We start from the raw sequence: 23697 nt of genomic DNA, 5'->3' as shown, positions 1-23697 counted from the left end.
TTATACCCTCTCAGTAGGATGCATTGCGCAACTCTTTCATATTCATTCCCACTGCGGACATTATTACCAGAACAATTGCGAAAAGAATGTAGACAGCTTTGACCCCGACAAGTGATACCAGGAAGCCGCTTGATATCATTGAAAGCGATGCGCTCCCCAGCAGCAGCATTGATAGCGCTGCAAGAACGCTTCCAAGTCTGTCGTTCGGTGTCTTTGCCTGGATGAGAGTGACGAAAGGCACTATCGATATGCCTTCGACAAAACCAATCGCAGCTGCGGCTGCAGTTGCGAAAAGCGGTGAGGGAGAATAAGCAAACAATACATACAAAAGCGCATCAATCGCATTCGTTGCTATCAGTATCTTTCCGGCGACAAGACCTATCCTGAATCGTGTCACTGCGTAGTTGCCGGCAACTGTTCCAATGGCAAGAGAAACGAGAATGGAGACAAAGAGACTCGAACCGGAACTGAATACCGTTCTCGACATTATTGCCGGAAGGACTGTCATGCCTGCGCCGGTAAAATTTACAATTGAAAGAAAAATCACTATCTCAAAGAAGAGTTTCTCATTCCTGATGTAACGAAAACCGTCAAGGCTGCTTTTTCTGCGGTTGTTTTCCGGACTGCTTCTTATCTTCATCATACTCAGTATAAGTGAACTGAACAGGAAAATCGCGATCTCTATTGCTATTATGCCCTTAATGGAAACCAGAAGAAGGAGTACGCCTCCGGCAGCATAGCCGAATATCCTTGTAAGCTGGGTTGTAGCCTGTTGCAGGGAGTTGGCTGCAGTCAACTCCTCTCTGGGGACTGCAAGAGGAATGCTGCTGCTTCTGGATATGGAAACAAGCATGCCGAAGGTTGCTATTGCGAAAACAGATATAAATGAAAAATCGAGGATCATAAATTTCAGGGCAACTGAAGCGTAGAGCATTATGGCAAAAATGAACTGCATGAGTGTCGCAACGATCATGACTTTCTTCCTGCTGTATGTATCGACAATCCTGCCGAAATACGGTGCAAATATGAAATTTGGAATGTAGTAGAAGGCCGTTATCAGCCCGGCATAAAGAGGGTTGTGTGTCAGTATGCCGTAGACGAACCAGATCATTGCTATAGACAGCAGATAGTCGCCTGTTCTGGAAATCAGGGTTGCAGACCAGAGGAAGAAAAATCCCCTGTTTCCAAGGACTCTGATGTAACCAACTCTCTGGCTCATACTTTCAGAAGCCAAGTTATTATCAACCCACCGCGGACCATTACTTAATTGCCTATCGATATTAAACTGTGTTCCCTTTTTAATCGATATTCCTGGATCAGACATGGCAGCGCACTTTACGCTCGGTTAAGCAAGTTTTGGTTCAGGACGAGGAACTGTATATGATTGGATCATTCGGGCTTTTGCTTCATGCCTTTCATCTGTATGCAGCTGTCTGGATGGCGGAAAGGTTCAGTTACACAAGTTCCATCCCCTCCGGGGTAATATGGTGGTCACTGCAATTAGTTGACAAATTTTTGATGGTGTCTCGGATGAGATATTTGAAAGCACGATGATCGTCGATTCTTCTTCTGGTCTTATAGAAGCAATCGAGAAAGGAGGGTATGTGCAGTCCGGCAGCCGAGAGAATCCTATCGTAAAGAAAACAGAGGAACTCATGATGCCGGGATTAATCGATGCTCACATACACTTCACAAGAGCGAGAAAGTACGATCTGCTGGAATAGGTTGAACCTATCCGGTTATGTCAGCATTGAGATGCGTGAGAGACATGCTGAATCTTCTCAACGCCGGTATCACAAATGACAGAGATATGTGTTCGAACGCAGGCATATTCCTTCTCCAGTTTGTGGATGAGGATGATTTGGATGGTCAGGAGATTGTGACAGCGGTCGCTCTCTGTCTGAAACAGGCGTTAATGACGATCCGCATATTTTTTCCAAAGACATTGCCGAAAGACTGTCCTATTTAATTCATTGCGACAGCCCCTGGGAATGCCGAAAGGCTGTGAGGGAAGTTGGTCAGAGATGGAGCCAACGTAATCAAAGTCTATCCTCCGGCGGTTTCATACGGGTAGAAAAATCAGGCCCAGCTGTCTGAGGATGAGCCGAAGGCAATAGTCGCTGAACCGCATAAAATGGGAATCAGGATGGCCGCTCAAGCGTACGGTGAAGAAGCAATAGCAGCAGCTGTGGACCGTGATGTCGATTCCATAGAGCATGGAATTATGCGGTAAGGCACCGCCTGGATGTACTGAAATCAGCCACGTTTGAAGGCTCCAAATGCCTTGGCATCGAATATACCGGAATCCTAAAGGAGGGAGCGGTGGCAGACGTAATTACAGTAAGGGAGAGGGCTGAGAGAAATCCGTCCATGCTGGCTCCAGAAAATGTTGAGAGTGTCATACGGCATGGAAAGCTTATAAAGGATCATTTCAGAACATTTGGTGCCATCGATTCATAACCTCCAAAAGATTGACACCTTAAGTGATGAGCGTAAAACTGTCTTGTACTCCAATTTTTCTCATTAGTGTTTTTTCCGCAGGGCAGTACTTAAATTACTAAGCTGTAATACACCACTAAGCTGGCATATTTTACGGCATACGGGGCATGTGAGCTGTAGAGTGGATGTTCGATTGGCGTTCCGGAAGAAGGAAAGACAATCGTTTAAACAGCAGTCTGTAATACTGTGTCGGTGAATCAATCTGAAGGAAGTGGATTAATTGAAGGTTGAACTTGTAAGTTACACACCGAATCCGGTGGAGTCCTGTGGCAGGGCGGCTGGAATTTGTTATGACAAGGAGCAAAAGGAAGATTACGGCTCATTCATAAAAAGAATAATCAGTTACGGGCACATGGATGTCATTGAACATGCAAATTTTACGTTCAGGGTGGAGGGAATAAGCCGGGCATGCTCTCATCAACTTGTCCGGCACAGGCACAGCTCTTTCAGCCAGAGGAGCCAGAGGTATGTATCCGAGAAGGAAAGCAGTTTTATCTTACCTTCCCTTGAGTATGTAAGTCCGGAAAAAAGGGAAGAAGCTTCCTCTGTCATGAGAGAATACATCAAAAGGAGCTATGAAGTATACGCTTCTCTTATAAAACTCGGAGTAAAGAAGGAAGATGCCAGGTTTGTTCTCACAAATGCTGCTGAAACACGACTTTTCTGGACAACGAATGCAAGATCTCTCAGACATTTTTTTGTAATGCGGCTGGACATAAGTGCTCAGTGGGAAATCAGAGATCTGGCACGACTTGCATTTGACGAGGTCATAAAAGTGGCACCTGCCTTATTTGATGATCTGCTGGAGTTAAGGAACACTGGACATCTCGGCCATCCCATCTATGAGTAAGGCGAGCGTAATTCAACACATCAGGCCGATCAGGTTCGTGCAGCATTAGCTCAGCTGCTCACTGCGCCTCCTGCAGATGAAGCCGGATAAGCAGAGAATATGCCGGCAAGACGATACTGGAGGCGTGCTACTGTGCCGTATATGTTTTGTCAACAAATCCTGACCGCCCAGCTGCCTTAAGCCTAACCTGTCAGCTAAACACCAGCCCATCAAAAGTTCGAGTGTGAAGCGGTTATTTTTGCCCATTGTTAGCCGTCCCTCAATTAGGAATGTATTTTAATTCATCACATTTTCACACTCCATTATGTCTTCCTATAATCATGCCACCGAAGAGCCTAAATGGCAGCGAAGCTGGAAGGATTGGAAAATATATCATTTCGATCCATCAAGTGATGCAGAGATATACAGTATCGACAACCCGCCTCGTTACACGTCCGGCTCCCTTCACCTGGGTCACGCGACCGGCTATCCTATAATCGATTTTGCCGCAAGATACAGGAGGATGAGAGGATACAACGTTTTCTTTCCGCTCTGTTTCGACACGAACGGTATGCCGGTTGAGACAGCAACAGAGAAGAAATATGGCATTACGAAGTTCAGCGTCGACAGGAAGACCTATCTGCGACTCTGCTCCGAATATGCGAACCAGTTCATAGGAACGATGACACAGCAGTTCGAAATGCTTGGAATGAGCCTTGATTCCTCAATTTACTATCAAACTGACTCCCCCGACTATAGAAGGCTCACTCAGATAACATTTCTGAGAATGCTGAAGGGGGGTCTTGCCTACAGAGGAACATTTCCTGTCAACTGGTGTCCGCATTGTAATACTTCCCTTGCAGACGCCGAAGTTGAGAGGGAAGACAGGAAGTCGAAGCTGTATTATGTCGAATTTCCTGTCAGAGAGCGGGACAAAATAACAATCGCTACAAGCCGGCCTGAACTGATCGGTGCATGCCAGGCCATACTTTTCAAGACAGGAGATAAGAGGTACAGTGAACTGGAGGGAAGAAATGCAGTCCTCCCCATGTATTCCAGGGAGGTGCCTATAATTGCAGACGATGGTGTGGATGCGGCCTATGGAAGCGGCGCTGTCATGGTATGCTCATATGGGGACAAGGAGGATGTTGAATGGATACTCAGACACAGGCTCCCGGCAGTCGTTATAGTTGATGAATTTGGAAAGTTGAATTCCTATGCGGATTTCCTATCCGGACTTTCAGCAGAGGAAGCAAGGGAGAAAATGATCTCATTGCTGAAGGAAAGAGGTCTAATTACCCGGGAGGAGGAGATAGAGCAAAGCGTCGGAGTTTGCTGGCGCTGTTCCAATCCGGTAGAAATAATTGAAAAGAAGCAGTGGTTTCTGAAGAGTGTTGAATTCAGGAAACAGATTCTCCAGAAGGCAGACAGGCTGAACTGGTTTCCTGAATTCATGAAACAGAGACTTAAGGATTGGACAGAATCACTCAACTGGGACTGGGTCATTTCAAGACAGAGATTATTTGCAACTCCCATACCTGTCTGGGAATGTACGAAGTGCGACGATGTTGTAGCTGCTGATGAGAATGAATGCTATGTTGACCCGCAGGAGACCGAGACCGGGCGCATCTGTCCTCGCTGCAATTCAGAACTGAAGGGAAGCAGGGATGTGTTCGACACCTGGATGGATTCGAGCATAAGCGTGCTTTACAATACTTTCTGGGAAAGGAACAATAGCCTGTTCCACCGTCTCTTTCCGATGAGCCTGAGAGCCCAGGCGCACGAGATAATACGAACATGGACATATTACACACTTCTCAGAGTCTTTCTGCTTCTGGATGATATTCCATGGAAAGACATCATGATTACGGGTTTCATTATGGCCCCAGACAGGACGCCGATGCACACACACCTCGGTAACGTGATAGATCCTGTTCCTCTGATTAGGAAGTACGGCTCAGACGCTCTGCGCTATTATGCTGCCACCTGCAGCCTTGGAACGGATCAGGCATTCAGGGAGAGGGACGTCGTCCATGGGCAGAGGCTGTGCAACAAAATCTGGAACATTGCACTCTTCTCCTCATCGTTCAAAATTGCAGCACAATCCAGAAGACCCAGGCTTAGACAGACGGACATGTGGATTCTTTCCCTCTACAGTAAATCAGTCAAAGACGCAACCGGGCATATGGAGAAATATGAATTTGACAAAGCAATGAAAGTTATTGAGCAGTTTGCCTGGCATGATTTTGCCGATGACTACATCGAGATGGTCAAAAAAAGAGCAAGGGAAGGTGATGAAGCAGCAGCCTGGACGCTCAGGACTGTTTCAATCGGAATTGTAAAACTGCTCGCGCCATTCCTGCCGCATGTGACAGAAGCGGTATATCAGCAGTTATTCAAGTCCGTTGAAAGGAGTATACATGTTTCAGGATGGCCAATGCCTGTCAGGATCAAAAAAATGGACAGCAGCGGCGTCCAGAAGGCTGTGAACATAATACACGCTGTCAGGGACTGGCGTGCAAGGAACAATTTCAACGGCCCTCTGGCGAGCATAATTATTCCACTCGATTCGAATGAGACGGCAGATTCCGCCTCTGAAATCGCCTCTGCATGCAGGGCGTCTGAGGTAAATTTTGCACAAAAAGGGGATTACAGAAAGGTTATTTCCGCAATCAGGCCGAACTACCAGTACATAGGTCCGAGATACAGGGAGAAGGCAAAAGAAATCGTGGATGTTATCAAATCACTTCAGCCTTCAGCGGTTACCCTCAATGACGATGGAAGCATTTCATGCGGAGATATGATTATTGAGAAGGAGGCTTTCTTCCTCACTTATTCATATATGGCCGGAGGAGCTGAAGCCGATGCCGTCCAGTCCGGGGATGTATTGTTATTCATAAGAAAGTGAAGCCTGTGGAAGAAGCGGTTATTTCCAGGAAGACTGGTTCTTGTCATTTTGTGCAAAAACATCCTGTCGTTGAGAAATGGGCAAATGTTTATTCGAGCGGTATGGAAATTGGCGGCTGTCCCTTGAACGATTTTGCATCACGTGTCCTTCAAGCATACCTGGAGGACGGTATGAGCGTGCTTGACGTCGGATGCGGAACCGGCAGAACAATCCGGCATCTGCACTCCATGAAATTCTTCGCTGAAAGGAATATTCCTGAAGTAACCGGAGTGGACATCTGCATGGAAGCACTTCTTAGGTGCAAGAAGGGTATGCAGATCATATGTTCAGACATGTTTTCTCTACCCTTCCCATCAGGCAGCTTTAACGTGATTCTTACAAGGCAGATTATGGAAGGTTACATGAAGGAGGAGATTCAACAGCTCTCGCTGTCTTTCTCTGCAGTTTTAAGGGAAGGCGGTTTCCTCATAATCGAAGAAAGGGGCCCAATGGACTCAAGAGCGCGACATTCGTTCAGCGCATCTGAAACGGGCGACCTTTCCGCCTGCCGGTTTCTATCAAGACAGGATCTGACGGAACTTTTCGCTCCTTTTGCTTTGGTGGATTGGGAAGAGTGCCTGAGGCGCAGGAATACACCGGCCGGGAATAAGCTCGTGTCACACACGGTGTCGCTGCTCCTGAGGAAGCCCTCTTCTTCTGGTGTATTGTAAATGCCAGCGATAAAGAACATTGCTACTGGACAGATCCTTGCCTTAAATTGCAAAGTTTCTGTTTTGTGATGCTGGCTTTGACAAGTATCGAAGGACGCAAATGACAGCTGTTGTCTTATATATGGGTTTGAAGAAAATTAAGCCGAGAATTATGAAGAGCTTAAGCACCTCCATTAAGGCAGGATTATTGACGGCGCTGATTATTGTTTCAGCTTTAATTGTGACCCAGGGCGCGGTAACAACAGCATTCGCATCTCCGTATGCAGGCAACCCTCCAACGCCAACCAACCTTACCGTTTATTTCCACAATCTCTCCTCGCCCGTTACTGTGGGAGGTGCCCCGCATCTTCATATTGCGAACACACTCAATGACACTGTTGCCAAGTATGCCAATTCTGGAGACAATATTTCAGCGGTACATTACCTGTCTCTTAACTTCACGCTATATCCGCAACTGTCAGGTCCACTGCAGTTGAACGGCACAATGTTCACTTATTTGTATATGACGCAGAACGGTTCAGCCCCCACATCCGGGCATATAACAATGTCTCTTTACCTGGACGCTCCCAACGGAACATCTCAATTAGTAGCTACGGGGCCTGCAACTTCGACATCAGTCACCTATCCCGGCACGGCACCAACACTGATCAGAATAACCGGTCCCACTGTAAACATGACAGTTAAGACAAACTTCAGCCTCTCCTTCGTTATAGTGGTGAACGGCGGTACAAGCCAGACTTACAATGCGTTGTGGGGGCATGTAAAAAATACATACTATTATTCAGAAACGGTAGTTTCTGCCTCATCCTATCTTGAAGTCAGCAACATGTATGCGGTCAACAGCGCCGGCACACAAGTATATTCTCTGCCCAGCAATGCGACAAATAAGAATATTACTGTCTATGCAAACCTGACAGACCCTCTCGGGGCGTACGATTTCTACTCATGGCCCGTGGATTACACAATCAGCAATTCCACTGCCACCGTCGTAAGAGGTTTTATGACTGCAGTTACCGTTTTTTCAGTCAACAGCTACTACGAGTTGTATAAATTCGAATTCAATTACAGTGGCTTCGCCCTCGGTATTTACACGATAACCGTAAATGGCACCGACAACACAATGCACAATTATCTGGCCTCGCTTGGCGTGATCTATGGAAGGAACGCACACGGGAGCCTGCAACTGTCTGTCGGACTGCCACCGGTTAAGGCGGTTTTCACTGTTCAGGACACTCTTGGAAAAACACTGAACGGGGCTGTTGTCAGGGCATACTATTCAGCCTCCTTCATCGCATCCAATCGCACCAATGGCACCGGCGTGGCAGGTCTATTCCTGTTTGGTGGCAATTACACCGTTGAAGTATACTGGCAGCAAGTAAATGTAGGCGCATTTGCTGTTGCTGTCAACAACACCAGTTATGCTTTCACACTGAAGGCAAAGGTGTATTCGCCTACATACATATTTGAGGATCAGTCCGGAATGCCTCTCACGGATGCTTTCGTATATCTGACATCGCCAAACGGAACTGCCCTGCCTCTCCTTGTCACTTCAAGCAACGGTTCTTATCCGCTCGACGAAATGGCAGGCGGAAACTACTCCACGGTTGTCTACTGGCACAGCTCCCTTGTATTCAGCGGTTCTATTGACTTCAATGCCAACGGAAACATACCTGTGAATGTAAATGCATTCAGCCAGACATTCAAAGTAGTCAGTGCTTCGGGAACTGCGGTTCCGACAGCAAACGTGCTCGTTGTTAATACGACGACGGGAACCGACATAGGCTTCAACACTACAAACGCCTCAGGCCTTGCATCATCGGTGATACCTTACGGTTCATACTCCGTCTTTGTTTACTGGAAGGGCATTCTTGTCTACCAGAACAGACAGGTTCTGCTCAACAACCCGACTGCACCTGCTATGGTTCTCAACGCTTCAATATACACGGTGACTGTCAGAGCAGTCACGGCCGCCGGACAGCCTCTCGGGAATGTCGTTGTTAATATATACAGCAACGAAACAGGAACCATCCTGTCTGCAGTTACATCAAGCAGCGGCTATGCCACATTCGAAGTCGCCGGAGGCAGTTATGCAGTAACGGCATCGTTCTACACAACTTACGACCTTACACCGGTATCGCAGAAACTGGTGCAGTCACTGACTGTAACTGGTGCAACAACACTCACTATGAAATTCACGCAGGTTTATCCTCCAGTCACTGCCACGAATCTGTTCTACCTCATCATCGCGCTTGTTGTCATAATTGTCGTTGCAATAGCGGCTGTTGCATATATCGCAAAGAAATCCGGTCTGTTCGGCAAGTCAATAGAGAAGAAAAAGGAAGGGCAGTGAAAAACAGCTTCACTTCCCCTAAATTTATTTAATTTTTTCACATTTCCTCATTTTCTTTATACTGATCCTGGCTGATGCAAGCAATCCTGTCCCCTTCACCACAATTCCTTTTCCGTTCAAATCAATTTTCAATTCACCGTAGCCGCCAAAGGACAGTACTCTCTCTCTTATATCACCATAAATGGTGATTTTCAACGTTCCGAAAATGGTCTCATCCGTAAACTGCGGATAGCCTTCAGATGTCACAAGTATCGCACCGTCCCTTACGAAAACGGGAATCGTCTCCAGCGGTGCAAAATAGTCTATCACTGAAGGGCCTTCAATGCATCTACCTGTCCAGAAATCAAACCATTTGCCATCCGGCAGATAGACTTTTCTCTCCTTCCCGGAAACTATGGGCGCGACAAGCATGTAGTCGCCCAGCATGTATTCATCCTGTATATCTCTTGTAAAGGGATCGTCTACAAATTCAGAAACGATTGCCCTGACAAGCGTCTTGCCTTCGTTAAGTGACTTTGCCGATTGCCAGTAAAGATAAGGAATGAGGGAGTATCTCAATCTGTCATACTTGGTGAATATCTCCTGAGCCTTCTTTCCGAAATGCCAGGGCTCTCTCGGAGTGTTTCCATGTGCTCTGGAATGCGAAAAGAGAAGTCCCATCTCAGCCCATCTGATATAGAGTTCAGGCGATGGTTTTCCTGCGAAGCCGCCAATATCAAAGCTCATGAACGCACCCCCAGAGAGAGCATAGGACAGTGCACCTCTGAGAGATGCCAGCATGTCCCTCTCAAAACAACGTGGATCTCCTCCCCACTGCACTGGATACTGATGTATTCCCAGGCCGCCGCTTCTCCCCCATACCATCCCAACACCCTTCCTCCTGCTCACTGCTTCGAATACAGTCTCGTTGTAAAGCGTGGGATATATGTTATGCGCATCCTCTGCCTCCATTCCATTATATTTTCCGAAATACGGTGCCCCTTCGCCGTAATCTGTTTTCAATACGTCAACGCCAAGATCGAGGAGTTTGTCAATTTCATTTGCAAACCACTTCTTTGCATCCGGATTCGTGAAGTCTACAGCCCCGAAATCATGTGTTATGTGGTCAAACATCGTTATAGGAACCCCTCCTTCATCGCTTACCATGAGTCCATTGACGAGCAGTTCGTCAAATGCCTTCGATCCCCTGGGAATATACGGATTTATCCAGAGAGAGAGCTTGAAAGACAGTTTATGCAGTTCTTCGATCGTTTTGGATGGATTCGGAAATTTATCAGGGTCCCATTCAAAAGTGCATCCTTCTCCAGGATATCCCATCTCCTTGATCTCATCCGGATAGTCTGCCGCAATCCTGCTGAGCAGCACATCTTGGTTGCCGTAGTAATCTCCATATGCCGCATTATTGCCCCCTTTTTTCCTCATCATCTCCTTGATCGAATAAGGCACCGGTCTTCTGAGCCAGTCCGGATCGAGATGAATTACGTCACAGGGAATTTTCCTCCTTCTCATTTCCCTGGCTACTGAAACCAGTTCCCTGTGATTCTTATATGAGCAGCGGCTCATCCAGAGTCCGTAAGACCAGAGTGGGGGGAGTTTCGGTTTTCCTGTTGTTTTCCAGTACGCTGCGATAATTTCATTGGGTCTGCCGGCGTACAGAAAAAGTTCTGCAGTCTTTTGTCTGACACTAATCTCACCGATACCTTTGAAATTATGACCGAAATCAAAGTCAACAATCCTGGTCGAATTAACGAAAAGACCATACCCTCCTGTGCTCCAGAAGAACGGATACGTTACATAGGTTTCGTCATTCGGTAGTCCGAAAGCATCCTTGACATTCACGCTTAAATTCTGTCCATTTTTATTCAGGTCGCCAAAAAATTCACCCAGTCCATATATACCTTCGTTATCTGAAATTTCGAAAGGAATCTTAATGCTGTTTTCAGACGCGGAAAGATTTTCAGGGAAACCTCTCTTGCCGGGCGGGAGATTGCCAGGTATAATGAAAATCAACTTTCCTTCATAGGCTATCTGAAGCGAGCGATCGCCTGTTTCTTTGATCAGGAATTTGCCAAGTGTGGCTTTTACGGTTCTACCGCGTCTGGTAAAATTCTTTCGCCTTCCTATGCTCAACCTCAGTATGTTACTTCCGCCATGCCGGAATGCGAGGAATGTCATATTCCCGTCCGAATTTTCAAAATGAAATGTGGCTTCCGTGGAAATTTCGCTTCTTGCCAACAATTACCACCTCCGATTATCGACCTTCATGGTGTCCATCTATTTTGGGCGGTCTAATGCACTAAAATCCTTAAAGCTGCGTATTGGAAATTGTGGTTTTACATCATCAATTTTATCATTCTTGTTCACTGGGCACTGTATCGCCGAACTTGCTGTCAGTCAACGATTTGAAGGGATGAATTTCTTTGTGTATTGGAAATTGTGTATCTCCTTCCGCTTCTCAAAATTTAAATAGTTTGACCTCAATCAAATCACTGTGATATAAAATGGTCAGTTTAGTATTGACCGAAAAGGCAACAGACAAGGTCAAGTCTCTTATCGCCGAACAGGATAATAAGAACCTTCTACTCAGGGTGTATATGACTGCTGCTGACCACGGCTTCAGATACGGTATGGCGTTTGATGAAAATACCGATCCTTCCCAAGACATAGAACTTGTTCAGGATGGTGTCAAGATAGTCGTTGATAAGGAGAGCGCCAATCATCTGGAAGGCACTCAGATCGACTATGTAGAAACCATCGAAGGCGGCGGCTTCACGATAAATAATCCCAATGCCAGAGTGAGCAACGGCGCCGGCTGCAGTTGTGGCGGCGGAGGCTGCGGTTGCGGCTGCGGTTCCTGATCGACAGGTTTTGCTCGAATTAGTTTTGGCCGATATCTGTGCTTACAATCGCGTGCCAACCGCGTTAGTTCGCATTTAGCATACCAGTTATATATGGTCCGTCCCATGGTATGCAGTAATCACTGGTGATTTGACGAATAAGATCTGCAGGTACTGTGGCAGGGAAATGAAGTTACATACTCTACTCAGGAGTGCTGTTGTCAAGTATGTGTTTCACTGCCAATGCGGTGCAGCCTGCTATGAGTGTTGAATTTTCAGTGGTTATTTTTATTGCCGTCTCCGAAGTCGAGACTTATTGGGTTAAAATTTAATGGTTATGTGCAGGTATATATTTCATTGGTTTAAGTCCAACAGGTTTTACAGTTTAAATTAAATAACTGAAACAATTTGTTTTTTTGCTATGATAGAGCAGATAGACTCAGATACTTTCAGCGCCGTTGATATGAGGGTCGGCATTGTGAAGGAAGCCACTTATTTTAATGAGGCTAGGAAGCCCGCTTACAAGCTTCTCATTGACTTTGGATCTCTGGGACTAAAGCACAGCAGCGCACAGATTACTGCACTTTACAGGCCTGACGAACTTATCAACAGGAAGGTCATAGCGGTCGTAAATCTAAAGCCCAAGCAGATTGCAAACTACTTGTCAGAGGTCTTGGTTTTAGGTGTACATACCGGTGGAGGCGAGGTAGTTCTCCTTGAACCAGAAAGGGATGTTCAACCTGGACTCCGTATTTCCTGAACCGCTGAACCGCTATATTAGGTGAATATCGAATTACGATATTCCGGACTAATTTTGTCTATTTCCACTGACGGTGAAAGTCGTCATCAGGGGTGGTGTAGCCATCAGTATATATACTTTTTAATCAACAGGTCGGAGATTACTATTATTGCAAGCACAATAAGCGATGTGTAGATAAAATCTGTCGAATTATGTACTATGTAGGAAAAGATGGTCAGGGCAAGTGCTGGCGGATGACTGTATTTTGTAAACGAAATGAATGCAGAAACAACCAACATATTAAGCATAAGTGCAGTAAAGTCAATTCCCAAAATCAGGTGTATTGCCTCAGAACTTATGATGACGAATACGTACGAAACAGCAATATTTTCGGGTCTTGAAAATTTGCTTTCTCTTTCAAAAATCAGCAGATATGCCGAAACCGCATAAGGAGGTGCCAGAAGAAAACTCTTTTGGACTGTGATCACTATCATCATAATTGTGAAAACAACAAGAAAGAGAGAAAATTTTTTCAATCTTTCCTGTTTATGAACTTCTGGACTTTTTCCTTTAAATATCTCAGTTTTTGTATTCACCATAATTATGCCAGCTACATTCAATAATTTTAACGATAGCTGAAAATTGCAGTAAATTTCATCATAAAATAATCTTGTCGCCGAACAAACAAACAACATTCAGCATGTTAATATAAGAACCGTGCCAATCAGTCATAAGCGTTTTCCTCCCATCCATCCGGTCAAAAAGCGGAATGAGAATGTTCCCAAGTTCCTCACTCCTCCTGTGAGTGAAAATTCAGCAGACATATATCTCCGCCATTTACCTGTTTCGCAACGAGATTTAGCTTCTCCGATTCTTTACATTTGAGAGCCAGAAGATTTTCGCTCAGTATTCCTTTTCCACCTATTTTGGCCTTTATCCCGGCACAAAGTTTAGTGATCAGGTCTTTCCAACGAGGGCGCTTCTCCATTAGACAGCTATCTCATTCCCTGTCCCCTCCTCTTCAATCGTAAATGTGTTCCTCTTTCACCATATATTTGTGTGCTATGGCGCCACACCCGCACCGTTGCTCAGATATGCAACGAATGAAGGATGATTCTTCACGCCGTGCCGTAGCCTGCTGAGCGTCACAGCCAGTACTGTGCAGAGGTTGCGCGTCAGGAACAGGTCCACATTGCAGAAGCCGCAGACTATCAGTCTTAGCTGCAGCAACGTGTTTCTTCCAGTTGCTGAAATGCCCCTCCTTGCTGGTGTAAGTGCCGGTCCAGAATTTTCTCGCCTCCCGGGACACCAGGAAGGGTGCCCGGGTGGCAAATATTCACCGGCGATTCTGGAAACTATTCGTCGGCGAATCTGGCAAGTATTTCTCCGGAGAAAATGGCAAAAATTAGAACGGCGTTTCCAGATTGGGCACCGCCCTGCCGGTGTCGATAAGGTATTCGTTGAGCTTATGATGCGGTATGCGGTATCCGCGCCTCCTCAGCTCCCTGAACAGGAGGCGTGCGCCCAGCCGTATTTCGTTACAGACAGTGTCTGTTGCATTCCTCTCCTCTGCTGTGTGGGGTGCCGATGCATTCCTGCCAGGCTGTTTCAGCACAGGACAGATGCCTGTCCTCATGTACTGTGCAAACCAGCTGCCTCACCCTCCTTGCGGTAACGCCATACTGTATGGCGTCAGGTGAGACAGGCCAGTCTTTCCTGTGAACGATATGATTGCAGATGAAACGGATTTGTGTCTCATTGAGTTTGGCCACAGGGGTTATGGGGGGTGAAATAATTGTTGTACTCGACATAAGTGCGCTGATAATAGATCAATTCTTAAAGAGACGCCTGATTAAGTGATTGAAGCAGATTGCCTCAGCAACAAATGAAAACGATAAAGCTGATTTGCGGACCTTTGCCGGATTAAGAATGAACAGAGATGAATTTAGAATGAAATCAGTGACAGGAAAGAGAGTGACTCCATCAAAGGAGTTTCTGGAAGCTACATTGGCTGACAAAGGTGATGAGGAAAAATATTGCCTCGTCTGCGGTACAAAGGGAACGAAAGCTTTCCCTACCACAATAAGAAATCATGTGGATGTAAAATACTGGGCTCTCATAAATGACTCATATCGCTTTTCTTCAGAGTCTAGCTGCGATGTAATTTATTACAGCAACCGGGACGGGATATATTTCTTCAGTGATGAAGTGAAAACGCCTTACGCACTCAAGGAATTGGCTTCTCCCAGGCCTGTATGTTACTGTATTGGCATTACGGAGGACGACATAAAGAACGAGATACTTAACAAAGGATGTTGTGATTCTCTCGAGGATATTGAGGAATATACGAGGGCAGGTACCGGAAAATGGTGTTTTGTAACCAATCCAAGCGGTAAATGCTGCAGGGAATATCTTCCCGGAATTGTGGGAAAATTTCTTAAACAGGTAAAGGAACCTCGTGTTAAGTCTCAACTTTCCGTAGTAGCAAACAAACTCAAAGGCGACGACGTGGATTTTACCGACGTCACTCTCAAGATTGAAGGAATGACGTGCGACAGTTGTGTAACGACCGTAAAGTCGGCCCTTGAAGGAATTGGGGCCGAATCGGCCATGGTATCTCTGAAGGATAAAAGGGCGACCGCGAAGATTCCCAGAGCTATCAGACCGGAAGACGCGGCTAAAGCGGTATCTGATGCAGGTTATGAGAGCACAGTCGTAGACGGCAGATAGTCACTCATGAGCAAAATTGCAGAATTTTGATTTTGTTCATTACCCGAGCAATCGGAAAGAACCCTGAAGTTCAAGGCAATAGATTAAATCCAAAGCAGCTCTAATGTTTTGATGAGTATTCTGTGCCAATAATCACAGAATGTCGACGCGAGGGGAATTTGATGAATCTGTCTGTAACTGCCGTGCTTTCTGTAATGTATGTATTCGACGTAATTGCGAGTGTATTTGTGAAGAAACCGATTCAAGTGACTTTTGGATTTCTCACAATAATTTACTTATCATCCGTGATAGAGATAGTTGTCATCTCCTTTCTTTTCCACAAATCACGTATTGGGCGTGTACACAGATTCCTTCGTAGGACCTAATCGTGATATATCACGATTATGCAGGTCGAGTCAATAAGCCGGAGTGATCTGAATGAAAAATTGGACGCACACATCGGAAGGGTCTTGGTGGATTTCCGCATCGCTAATAGAATTCCTTCTTTAAATCAAAGATTCAACAACGGGATAAGTTTCGCGCCAGGTCAAAAAATATTGTACAGTTGCATGGGCATCTAATACTACCTTTTTTGATGGTAAAAACTTAAATTTGAGACATTATTTGTCGACCAAAACCAGTTTCGGTCTTTTGTTTATCAATCGCAACACCGAATTAACCTAACTCTTGTTGCTATACTCTAACTCAGAATTCATGATGCCTTATTGTGCAAAGACGTTTTATATTAAAGTGTCTTCGTTTAATAGGACACAGCCGCCTCCCCTGCCTTGTTTCGAAAGGAAAGTGATATTCATGGGTTCAGCAAAATTGTTCAACGATGGCAAAAATCTTTCAGGGTTGGCGAATCTCGGTCTTACAAGCCTTTCACATTTCATCAACGATGGCACTGTCATATTTGTTCCTCTTGTTGCAGATCTTCTCTCAGTGGAGAGGGATATGTCTCCGCTGCTTGTGACATTGATGTTGCTTCTGTTCTACGGTATCTCCTCACCTTCAAGTGCTTATGTTGGAAGGCTTGTCGACAGATCAGGAAGGAGTGGATTTTATATGGGACTTGGTCTCTTGCTTCTGGCAGCAGGCCTTTTCGGTTTTTTTATTTCTGTGCAGACGTTTGCGGAACCAATATATTATGATATTTCACTTGTTTCCTCTGCGGTTTCTGGTTTAGGAAGTGCATTCTATCACCCTATCGGCGCCACCATTTTGCAATCTTCATTTAAAGAAAAAAGTAGGGGGAAGGCGCTCGGCGTGAACGGTGCGGTGGGGAGTCTTGGCAGAGCAGTCTACCCGGTATTGTTTTTCATATTTTCGGCTTATATGGCAAAGTCTGGTTCCCTTCTTTCCTTTGGTATAATCGGATTTGCTGCCTCTATGATCGTTTTTGCTTTCATGTGGAGAGAACCAGGCGCAACAACAAAAAGCAAGGGGATTCAAGCCAGTCATGGATTCAAAAATGCGCTTACCAAAGGGATAATCATACTGACTGTGGTAGCGTTTGCGAGATCGGCCGTAACGCAAGGTATAATATCATGGGCGCCTGAATATTTTACTTATGGCAAATCTCTGGGTTTTTCGGCGTCTTTGGGTATTGCGCTCACAACTATGTATGCAGCCGGAATAATTGGTCAGCCGATGTTTGGATTGCTTGTTGGCAAAATGAACAAGAGAGTTCTTCTGGCCGTTAGTTTCATAGGCACTTCCTTAAGCCTGTTTGCCTATCTGTATGTTTCCGGATTGTTCACAACCCTTTTTCTTGCTTTATTTGGTTTGTTTACTTTCAGCGGTTTTCCTTTATTCTTTTCACTTACTTCGGACTACGTTCCTCGTGGATCCTCCACTACGGGGAACGCCCTTGTGTGGGGACTGGGAATGACAGGCGGCTCCGTTATTGGTCCTCTACTTCCTCCTCTGATTACAGGCGGATCGTTCGCCGGTCTGACATTTGCGTTCGCCGTTCTTGCTCTGATAAATCTTTTAATTATTGCAGGCATTTTCATGCTACCTGAAGTATCAGAAGTTGGCAAAGTTTCACTTTTTGGCTGAATTGAATTCCGCACTTTTCAGATGCCGCTGATAAAAGGAACGATACTAATCTTATTAATAGCCCCAGATTTTCAAATTCTTATATCAGAAGTTCGACAAAATGACTATTTTTCCTCGTGAAATTTCTGTTTTGTATGGCAATCTTTGTTTGTTGTAATTGCAACTCATGTATACATGCATCAGCATGCATCTTACGTGTTTCAGAAGAGGAGTGTCGCCAAAGGAATACCTACTATTCTCTCGTCGAATCCGTCAGCGTGGATAGAAGGGTAAAGACGAGGATCATAAAGGAGCAGGGAAGACTGAGCGAAGAAGAGTCAATGAAGTGGAATCTGCTTCTAAGGACAGAGCCACATGATGCCGGCAGATGAATACTCGATACCTCCGGCATAACGACACTGCACTCATACAGCCACGGCACGGCAGCACTGGCGCATTCGAAGTGAACGAGACTTGGCATGGATTCAGCTGTCTACGATGTCCTGCCGCATGTTAAGTGAAGGCCGCTAGGTGCAAAGTTCATTTAGGCAATGGTCTTCAACCGCATTGACGACACGTGGAGTAAGCTCACGATGCCAGAATGGATGATAGTGGCGTGATTCGATAAACGACTTCCGCCTTCACCGGCACATTACAAACGACGATTGAGCGACTACAATCAACAGACGTGCAGAGCGCTGCCCGCCACACCCCCCTTCAATGAAAGGGGAAGAGACCATCGAGTACTGCAGGAGCAAAATCGTTATCCGGAAATTCAGGACACAGAACTCAGTTATTGAAACACGGCACTAGACACCAATTAATAATTCTCTTTCGGCTTGGGCAAGAATATCACAAACAACTGATCCAAGTCTGTTATGTAAATGTTTAAATCAGACAGTGGTAGTCGTCTTTTTCCGAGGTGTAAATCTTCATCCAATGAATATGGTTCCTAATCGAAAAATTCCGGAGTTCGCATATTTGGCCGTTATATTGTCATTGATGACAATTGCGGTGAGGGCAACCAACAACATGATCACAACTACCGTTCCACCCCTTGCAAAAAGTACACTCGGTTTCAGCAATAATGGAGTAGGCATACTCGCTGCGCTTTCCTTCATGGCAACCTTTGCTGCAACATCATATTTGAATCCCCATCTACAGGGGCAAACTAGGAGGCGAGCTTTCATTCTGTCAAACCTCGCAATAGTCGCGGCATTGCTTCTTTTCTATTACTCGAATGCTGCTACAATCTGGCCCATCGTAATAATCGCGGGCCTGGCAAGCGGTATAATAATGCCGAATCTGATTACTTCAGCCTCCATGGTCAGAGACCTTAAGTCAACCGAACGTCTCCTTGCGATCTATACTACTAGTCTCAGCGCAAGCTTGATAATTGGTCCTTTCATAGAGATACAGATCTTAAAATATTTTAATTATAGGAGCGTGTTTCTTTTCTTTATTGCTCTGGCAGTTATTGCGTTTACTCTTTCTTATGCTGTGCAGTTCCCGGAGATCAAATCGGAGTTACATGGCAGAATTGTTCTCAGGAACACTGGTTTTCTCTCATCGCTTCTGGCGAATTCGACATACAGTGTACCTTTTGCTGCAATTACGACATTTCTTGTCATTTACGCTTCAGATAAATTCGCGGTCTCAAGAAGCGTCGCATACCTTTCATTTATTCCTTTCTTCACGATATCCTTCATAACACGGCTTACCATTGCCATTCTTCCGCGTAAATCCCTCTATCCGTTATTCATCTGCTCAGTCGTTATAACTTTAGTCGGACTGGCTGGTATGGTGTTTTCTCCATCATTCGTACTTTTCCTAATCCTAATGGCGTTGCTTGGTTTTCCCCATGGTTCTATATTTCCCTTATCAACAATACTTATAGCCCGCGGTTCAAGCAGGGAGGAGAGAAGCGCAGTAAATTCCTATTTCATGGCATTTAATAACCTGCTATTTGCCGGAGTACCTTTTGCGGTAGGCCTGTTATCCTCTTTTATAGGCCTTAATTATTCCTTTCTTTTCCTGACCGTTCCAGTGGCATTCTCTGCATCTCTGTTTTTGATTAAGTTCAGGAGGAATTCAATAATAACCGGCATCTCTTGAATTATTTTCAGCCATGTGCCCAATTATAGCTCTCCACAGAAGTTCTATGAGAAACATCAAATCTCGGGAATGCCACAAGCTCTCGCGACAGGTATGGGCACAATTCCAGAGCCTGATTCTTTCTTTCTCAACAAACTTGCAAGGAGTGCAAGGATCCAAGGGAAAGGGATCGTCTCCGTGCACTTTACATGCTCAGCATCATTTATTCAGTGAAAGATGCTTCAAGAGTGTTCTCTGTAGCCGAAGATGCCATTTACAGATGCGCACAGCGGTGGAATGGGGAAAGGAGTGTCAAATACGGGGACAGGAGCGGTATGCCTACGGTACCCGGTGAGAAGGAGAAGAAGGATATGAAGCACCTGCTCGACGAGAATGACCCCGGTAAGCATGGCATCAACTCGTTGACTTGGACGTGCATCGAACTCAGGCTCCACTTCCAGAAAAATGGCATCACTGTATTTGAAGAGTCTATCAGTTGCTGTCTGAGGGATAGGGGCACCCACTATGGCAGGGCAACGCTTGAATACGCCGAACATACAGTGCCGATGCAGTCAGGGAGAAGGAGGAGTTCGCCAGGCGGTTCATCAGGGACATTGATGCAAAGTCGGATGACCTTGTCGTCCTCTTCGAGGACGAAATGCCGATAGACCGTTCGCACAGCGGCGGCTACGGCTGGGCACTCGGTCAGAGGCTCACATTGAGGACACCACAGCGCACGTACGAGAAACGCATAAACGGCTTCGGTACAGTCAACCCGCTCAGGGGGATGGTGTTCAGTATGAACACCGCGGAGGCAAAGCCGAAGTCTCTGATAAGGTTCCCTGAAAAGCTGCTTGTCATGCACAGAGGAAAGAGGCCTGAGGATTTACCTTGACAATCCGACCGTGCATAGGTCGAAGGTGCTGTAGAAATGGATTGCAGACCATCAACGGGTTGTGCTCAAGCCACTCCCGAGATACTCGCCTGATATCAACTCGCAGGAACAGTGGTGGAACTATGAGAGGGCAAAACTGCTCAACAACCATTACTTCGGTTTGAACAGGAAACTGGTTGGCTCAGTAAGGCGATTTGTCAGGGAACACTTCACCAACAACAGTGAAGAACGTCTGCAACATATCAGCAATTGAGCAAATGCTCAAACAACCTTATCACTACTGAGGTTTGTTATAATTGTCGGACCGTTTTTTAGTGCATCGGGAATTTGATTCACGACGTTAGTTTTTCCTTGTAGAGAAGCGAGAACATTCTTGGTAATCCTACGAGGGATTCGACTGTTGTTAGGCGTCACTCCTCAACTCTCTTCAGGAGCTCAGCGACCCTTTTGACATTGAGTGTGAGGGAAATTATCAGGAAGGTTATCAAGGAGGAAGGCATCAGAGCCAGAAACCCCAATATGCAACCGCATGCCCTGAGACGTTTCTCTATGCGACATACGTAATAAGGCGCGGCGTTTAAATGCGGGAGGTCCAAATTGCAGCCGGTCGCGAGGATATCCGGAGTACACAGCATTACACACATCCTTGGATGGTAGAAACGGTGGAACGTTCAATCAGCGTATTGGAAAATCACTTTTGGAAAGATGAAAAAAATGAACGATGGGAAATCAGGGATTTCTGCAGATGCGGGGTGCGGGATTTGAACCCGCCTTACTAGCTTGGCAAGCTAATGTCCTAACCAGACTAGACTAACCTCGCTTCGGAAACCGCGTTATGATATCAGAGGTTCTTAAAGTATGTTACTGAAAGTTCCGGCTTTTTATACGTGCCCGGGTCTATTTCTTCCTATCCCGAACGCTCTTCTTTGGATACCCGCAATGCGTGGAAATGGGGCATTTGTAGCACAGTGGATGAAGTGGCTTGCATATTTTTTTGCCATGGATCACAAAGATATTGTTCAGTCTCATCCAGTATATTTCAGGTATCTTCTGCCTGAGTTGCTCTTCCGTTTCCTTCGGATCCCTACTTTCAACAATTCCAATTCTATTTGATATCCGGTGTACGTGAGTATCTACCGGAATCGCGCTCTTCCTGAAGGCATAAACCAGTACGCAGTTTGCCGTCTTCCGTCCAACGAGAGGCAGTTCCATCAGTTCTTCGATATTCTCCGGTACGTTACAATTATAATCCAATTCTATTCTTTTTGATATTTCGCTTATCGCTCTAGACTTCGTTCTATAGAAGTTGGACTGGCGAATGCATTTTGCAATGTCGCCGGGTGATGCTTTGGCCAGAAGGCTGATAGTAGGGTATTTTTTGAATAGCCTCCTGGATATTTTCTCTGTAATTTCGTCTCTGTTCCTCTGGGAAATAACAGTGGATATGAGAACATGGAAGGCATTCTCATTTTTTGATATATTTTCTAGAGCTGTTGTCAGACCAGGCTGGGCGTAATACCGTTCGAGGCTTTCGAACATGATCGCAAAATCAGTCATTTCTCCATAATCTCTCACCAAAACTATCAAACCACCATTTCATCGCTTCACCTACCGTTCTCAATGAGCCAGTAACAAGAACCTTTCTCCCACCTGCAGCCTCATCCGCAATATTCATTGCGTTGGGAACACTATTGGCTTTCACTGCTTTCTTTCCTGCCCTCACAACTGCTTTAATTATGTCGTCTACACTTCTTGCTCTGGATGTAACTGGCTCCGCACAAATGAAGTCATCCGATATTTGGGCAATGGATTCAATAATGCCGTCAAGATTCTTATCGGAGAGCACCCCTATAACACAGAGAAATTTTTCCCGAGTGACGTCTGAAACAGACTTGGACAGGGCGCGTGCTGCATCCGGATTGTGTGCAGAATCAAATATGTATACTCCCCCCCTGCTATTTTTGGCTATTTGCAATCTTCCGGGCCAGAACACTGATTCAATTCCATTCATTACAGCACGGTCTGATACATATGTACCCATACGCTGCATTTTTTCAATGATCGCAATTGCCAGCGTTACGTTTGGTATCTGATATTCTCCCCAGAGCCGGCACTTCAGGTTTTCATGGGCAGATATTCCGTAGGAGCTGAATTCGAGGTATCCGAATGTGTTCTCCTTCGTTATTATGTCAACAATTTCGTAGGCTTTTTCAAGAATTGTTTCTCTGTCATTTGATATCTTAACGAATTCCTCAATAGGCTCATTAAGAGTCTCCGCCGTCAAAACCGGAACATTTCTCTTAATTATGCCTGCTTTCTCTCTGGCAATCTCTCTGAGCGTCCCTCCAAGATATTCTGTATGCTCCAGCGCGATGTGTGTAATCGCCGATATTTCGGGGACTATGACATTCGTTGCATCGAGTCTACCTCCGAGCCCAACCTCAATGACGGCATAATCCACTCTCTTTTCCGAAAAATAGAGAAATGCAATTGCCGTCGTTATCTCGAAAAATGTTATCTGTCTTCGGTCGTTCCCGAATATCTTTTCAGAAATTTCCCTCACCTCCCCTGCGTATCGAAGCAATTCCTCTTCTCTTATGCACTTGCCATCGATCTTGATTCTCTCTTCGAAATCAACAAAGTGAGGAGATGTGTAAAGGCCGGTGACATAACCCTCACAGGAAAGCACCGAGGCGGTTATTGCACATACTGAACCTTTACCATTTGTGCCTGCAACATGTATGGTCCGGTAATTGTTCTGCGGATTTCCAAGGCCATCAAGGAGTCGTTTCATATTTTCCAGACCAAGTTTGATGCCAAAATTTTCCAGACCGTATAGCCAATCGAGCAATTCTTGTCTTTCATTTATGGTCATTTTTCGATCCTTCGTCAGTTGCGCGATATACATATATAATCTGGTTTTAGATAAACGAAACTGTCAGATCTGAATCATGTTTATGTCTATAGCTTCAGCAATTTAATGCAAGGGTTTCAGAAATGGCGTCGAGACGGATACTTTTTAATGCACACGTAATTATCTGTTTCTAACAGTGTATTCAATAAGCACGGAAGGAGACTTAAGCT

General features: G+C 45.5%; 22 protein-coding genes and 1 tRNA gene. 15 read left to right on the top strand and 8 right to left on the bottom strand.

Going from position 1 to position 23697, the window contains the following annotated elements; translation table 11 throughout:
• Positions 1-10: 10 nt before the first annotated feature.
• A complete protein-coding gene (locus KIS29_01080; GenBank protein MBX8638916.1) occupies positions 11-1234 on the bottom strand; it encodes an MFS transporter in 1224 nt (407 codons plus the stop codon).
• A 316-nt stretch (positions 1235-1550) separates the two neighbouring features.
• On the opposite strand from KIS29_01080, the gene KIS29_01075 reads away from it, so the two are divergent.
• The 6 genes from KIS29_01075 to KIS29_01050 all read left to right on the top strand — a co-directional run bounded on the left by KIS29_01075 (position 1551) and on the right by KIS29_01050 (position 9296).
• Positions 1551-1724 carry a hypothetical protein gene (locus KIS29_01075; GenBank protein ID MBX8638915.1) on the top strand — a complete coding sequence of 58 codons (174 nt, stop codon included), beginning with the start codon at positions 1551-1553 and terminating at the stop codon, positions 1722-1724.
• A 517-nt stretch (positions 1725-2241) separates the two neighbouring features.
• Positions 2242-2460 (top strand): amidohydrolase family protein, encoded by a 219-nt coding sequence (locus KIS29_01070; GenBank protein MBX8638914.1) that lies wholly within the window; start codon positions 2242-2244, stop codon positions 2458-2460.
• Between the two features lie 259 nt (positions 2461-2719).
• Entirely contained in the window at positions 2720-3349 is a 630-nt protein-coding gene (thyX, locus tag KIS29_01065; protein MBX8638913.1) for an FAD-dependent thymidylate synthase, read from the top strand.
• A 304-nt stretch (positions 3350-3653) separates the two neighbouring features.
• Positions 3654-6236: a valine--tRNA ligase gene (locus KIS29_01060; GenBank protein MBX8638912.1), complete on the top strand. Its 2583-nt coding sequence runs from the start codon at positions 3654-3656 to the stop codon at positions 6234-6236.
• 50 nt (positions 6237-6286) lie between these two features.
• Positions 6287-6946 carry a methyltransferase domain-containing protein gene (locus tag KIS29_01055; protein MBX8638911.1) on the top strand — a complete coding sequence of 220 codons (660 nt, stop codon included), beginning with the start codon at positions 6287-6289 and terminating at the stop codon, positions 6944-6946.
• A 151-nt stretch (positions 6947-7097) separates the two neighbouring features.
• The gene (locus tag KIS29_01050) at positions 7098-9296 is read left to right on the top strand and encodes a hypothetical protein (protein MBX8638910.1); all 2199 of its coding nucleotides are present in this window, start codon (positions 7098-7100) and stop codon (positions 9294-9296) included.
• A gap of 24 nt (positions 9297-9320) precedes the next feature.
• On the opposite strand, the gene KIS29_01045 is transcribed toward KIS29_01050, so the two are convergent.
• A complete protein-coding gene (locus tag KIS29_01045; GenBank protein ID MBX8638909.1) occupies positions 9321-11531 on the bottom strand; it encodes a hypothetical protein in 2211 nt (736 codons plus the stop codon).
• A gap of 266 nt (positions 11532-11797) precedes the next feature.
• Between KIS29_01045 and KIS29_01040 the strand changes: the two genes are divergently transcribed.
• Both KIS29_01040 and KIS29_01035 read left to right on the top strand, forming a co-directional pair.
• Entirely contained in the window at positions 11798-12154 is a 357-nt protein-coding gene (locus tag KIS29_01040) for an iron-sulfur cluster assembly accessory protein (GenBank protein ID MBX8638908.1), read from the top strand.
• Between the two features lie 400 nt (positions 12155-12554).
• Entirely contained in the window at positions 12555-12893 is a 339-nt protein-coding gene (locus KIS29_01035; protein MBX8638907.1) for a tRNA-binding protein, read from the top strand.
• 104 nt (positions 12894-12997) lie between these two features.
• Here KIS29_01035 and KIS29_01030 read toward each other — a convergent pair whose 3' ends face one another.
• The 3 genes from KIS29_01030 to KIS29_01020 form a co-directional block, all read right to left on the bottom strand.
• Positions 12998-13408 carry an HPP family protein gene (locus tag KIS29_01030; protein MBX8638906.1) on the bottom strand — a complete coding sequence of 137 codons (411 nt, stop codon included), beginning with the start codon at positions 13406-13408 and terminating at the stop codon, positions 12998-13000.
• 526 nt (positions 13409-13934) lie between these two features.
• On the bottom strand, positions 13935-14102 hold the full coding sequence (locus KIS29_01025) for a hypothetical protein (protein ID MBX8638905.1): 168 nt from the start codon (positions 14100-14102) through the stop codon (positions 13935-13937).
• A 175-nt stretch (positions 14103-14277) separates the two neighbouring features.
• Positions 14278-14508, bottom strand: a complete 231-nt coding sequence (locus KIS29_01020) for a hypothetical protein (GenBank protein MBX8638904.1) — start codon at positions 14506-14508, stop codon at positions 14278-14280.
• Between the two features lie 224 nt (positions 14509-14732).
• Between KIS29_01020 and KIS29_01015 the strand changes: the two genes are divergently transcribed.
• From KIS29_01015 to KIS29_00985, 7 genes are all read left to right on the top strand, one after another.
• Entirely contained in the window at positions 14733-15602 is an 870-nt protein-coding gene (locus KIS29_01015) for a cation transporter (GenBank protein ID MBX8638903.1), read from the top strand.
• A gap of 161 nt (positions 15603-15763) precedes the next feature.
• The gene (locus KIS29_01010; protein MBX8638902.1) at positions 15764-15967 is read left to right on the top strand and encodes a hypothetical protein; all 204 of its coding nucleotides are present in this window, start codon (positions 15764-15766) and stop codon (positions 15965-15967) included.
• Positions 15968-16394: 427 nt separating this feature from the next.
• Positions 16395-17645, top strand: coding sequence for an MFS transporter (locus KIS29_01005; GenBank protein MBX8638901.1), 1251 nt, complete (start codon positions 16395-16397; stop codon positions 17643-17645).
• 924 nt (positions 17646-18569) lie between these two features.
• A complete protein-coding gene (locus KIS29_01000; protein MBX8638900.1) occupies positions 18570-19739 on the top strand; it encodes an MFS transporter in 1170 nt (389 codons plus the stop codon).
• Between the two features lie 209 nt (positions 19740-19948).
• The gene (locus KIS29_00995) at positions 19949-20386 is read left to right on the top strand and encodes a hypothetical protein (GenBank protein MBX8638899.1); all 438 of its coding nucleotides are present in this window, start codon (positions 19949-19951) and stop codon (positions 20384-20386) included.
• Positions 20377-20613 (top strand): hypothetical protein, encoded by a 237-nt coding sequence (locus KIS29_00990; protein ID MBX8638898.1) that lies wholly within the window; start codon positions 20377-20379, stop codon positions 20611-20613. The genes KIS29_00995 and KIS29_00990 overlap by 10 nt, the downstream gene beginning before the upstream one ends.
• Positions 20614-20674: 61 nt before the next feature.
• Positions 20675-20866 carry a hypothetical protein gene (locus KIS29_00985; protein ID MBX8638897.1) on the top strand — a complete coding sequence of 64 codons (192 nt, stop codon included), beginning with the start codon at positions 20675-20677 and terminating at the stop codon, positions 20864-20866.
• Positions 20867-21359: 493 nt separating this feature from the next.
• Here the strand turns inward: KIS29_00985 and KIS29_00980 are convergent.
• The 3 genes from KIS29_00980 to KIS29_00970 all read right to left on the bottom strand — a co-directional run bounded on the left by KIS29_00980 (position 21360) and on the right by KIS29_00970 (position 23488).
• Positions 21360-21433 (bottom strand) — tRNA-Gly (locus KIS29_00980).
• 77 nt (positions 21434-21510) lie between these two features.
• A complete protein-coding gene (locus tag KIS29_00975; protein ID MBX8638896.1) occupies positions 21511-22152 on the bottom strand; it encodes an endonuclease III in 642 nt (213 codons plus the stop codon).
• Between the two features lie 10 nt (positions 22153-22162).
• Positions 22163-23488, bottom strand: a complete 1326-nt coding sequence (locus KIS29_00970; GenBank protein MBX8638895.1) for a bifunctional folylpolyglutamate synthase/dihydrofolate synthase — start codon at positions 23486-23488, stop codon at positions 22163-22165.
• Positions 23489-23697: the final 209 nt, after the last annotated feature.

It is taken from the genome of Candidatus Sysuiplasma jiujiangense (genome assembly GCA_019721075.1).
Taxonomy (GTDB): Archaea; Thermoplasmatota; Thermoplasmata; order Sysuiplasmatales; family Sysuiplasmataceae; genus Sysuiplasma; species Sysuiplasma jiujiangense.
Note: the sequence above shows the minus strand (reverse complement) of the source record. Positions and strands in the feature narration are given on the sequence as shown.

Coding starts and splice junctions, on each gene's coding strand:
- KIS29_01020 (MBX8638904.1), bottom strand. CDS start 14,508: ATGAGGACAGGCATCTGTCCTGTGCTGAAACAGCCTGGCAGGAATGCA.
- KIS29_01050 (MBX8638910.1), top strand. CDS start 7,098: ATGAAGAGCTTAAGCACCTCCATTAAGGCAGGATTATTGACGGCGCTG.
- KIS29_01010 (MBX8638902.1), top strand. CDS start 15,764: ATGAATCTGTCTGTAACTGCCGTGCTTTCTGTAATGTATGTATTCGAC.
- KIS29_00975 (MBX8638896.1), bottom strand. CDS start 22,152: ATGTTCGAAAGCCTCGAACGGTATTACGCCCAGCCTGGTCTGACAACA.
- KIS29_01005 (MBX8638901.1), top strand. CDS start 16,395: ATGGGTTCAGCAAAATTGTTCAACGATGGCAAAAATCTTTCAGGGTTG.
- KIS29_01000 (MBX8638900.1), top strand. CDS start 18,570: ATGGTTCCTAATCGAAAAATTCCGGAGTTCGCATATTTGGCCGTTATA.
- KIS29_01060 (MBX8638912.1), top strand. CDS start 3,654: ATGTCTTCCTATAATCATGCCACCGAAGAGCCTAAATGGCAGCGAAGC.
- KIS29_00970 (MBX8638895.1), bottom strand. CDS start 23,488: ATGACCATAAATGAAAGACAAGAATTGCTCGATTGGCTATACGGTCTG.
- KIS29_00990 (MBX8638898.1), top strand. CDS start 20,377: ATGCCGATAGACCGTTCGCACAGCGGCGGCTACGGCTGGGCACTCGGT.
- KIS29_01075 (MBX8638915.1), top strand. CDS start 1,551: ATGATCGTCGATTCTTCTTCTGGTCTTATAGAAGCAATCGAGAAAGGA.
- KIS29_01035 (MBX8638907.1), top strand. CDS start 12,555: ATGATAGAGCAGATAGACTCAGATACTTTCAGCGCCGTTGATATGAGG.
- KIS29_01040 (MBX8638908.1), top strand. CDS start 11,798: ATGGTCAGTTTAGTATTGACCGAAAAGGCAACAGACAAGGTCAAGTCT.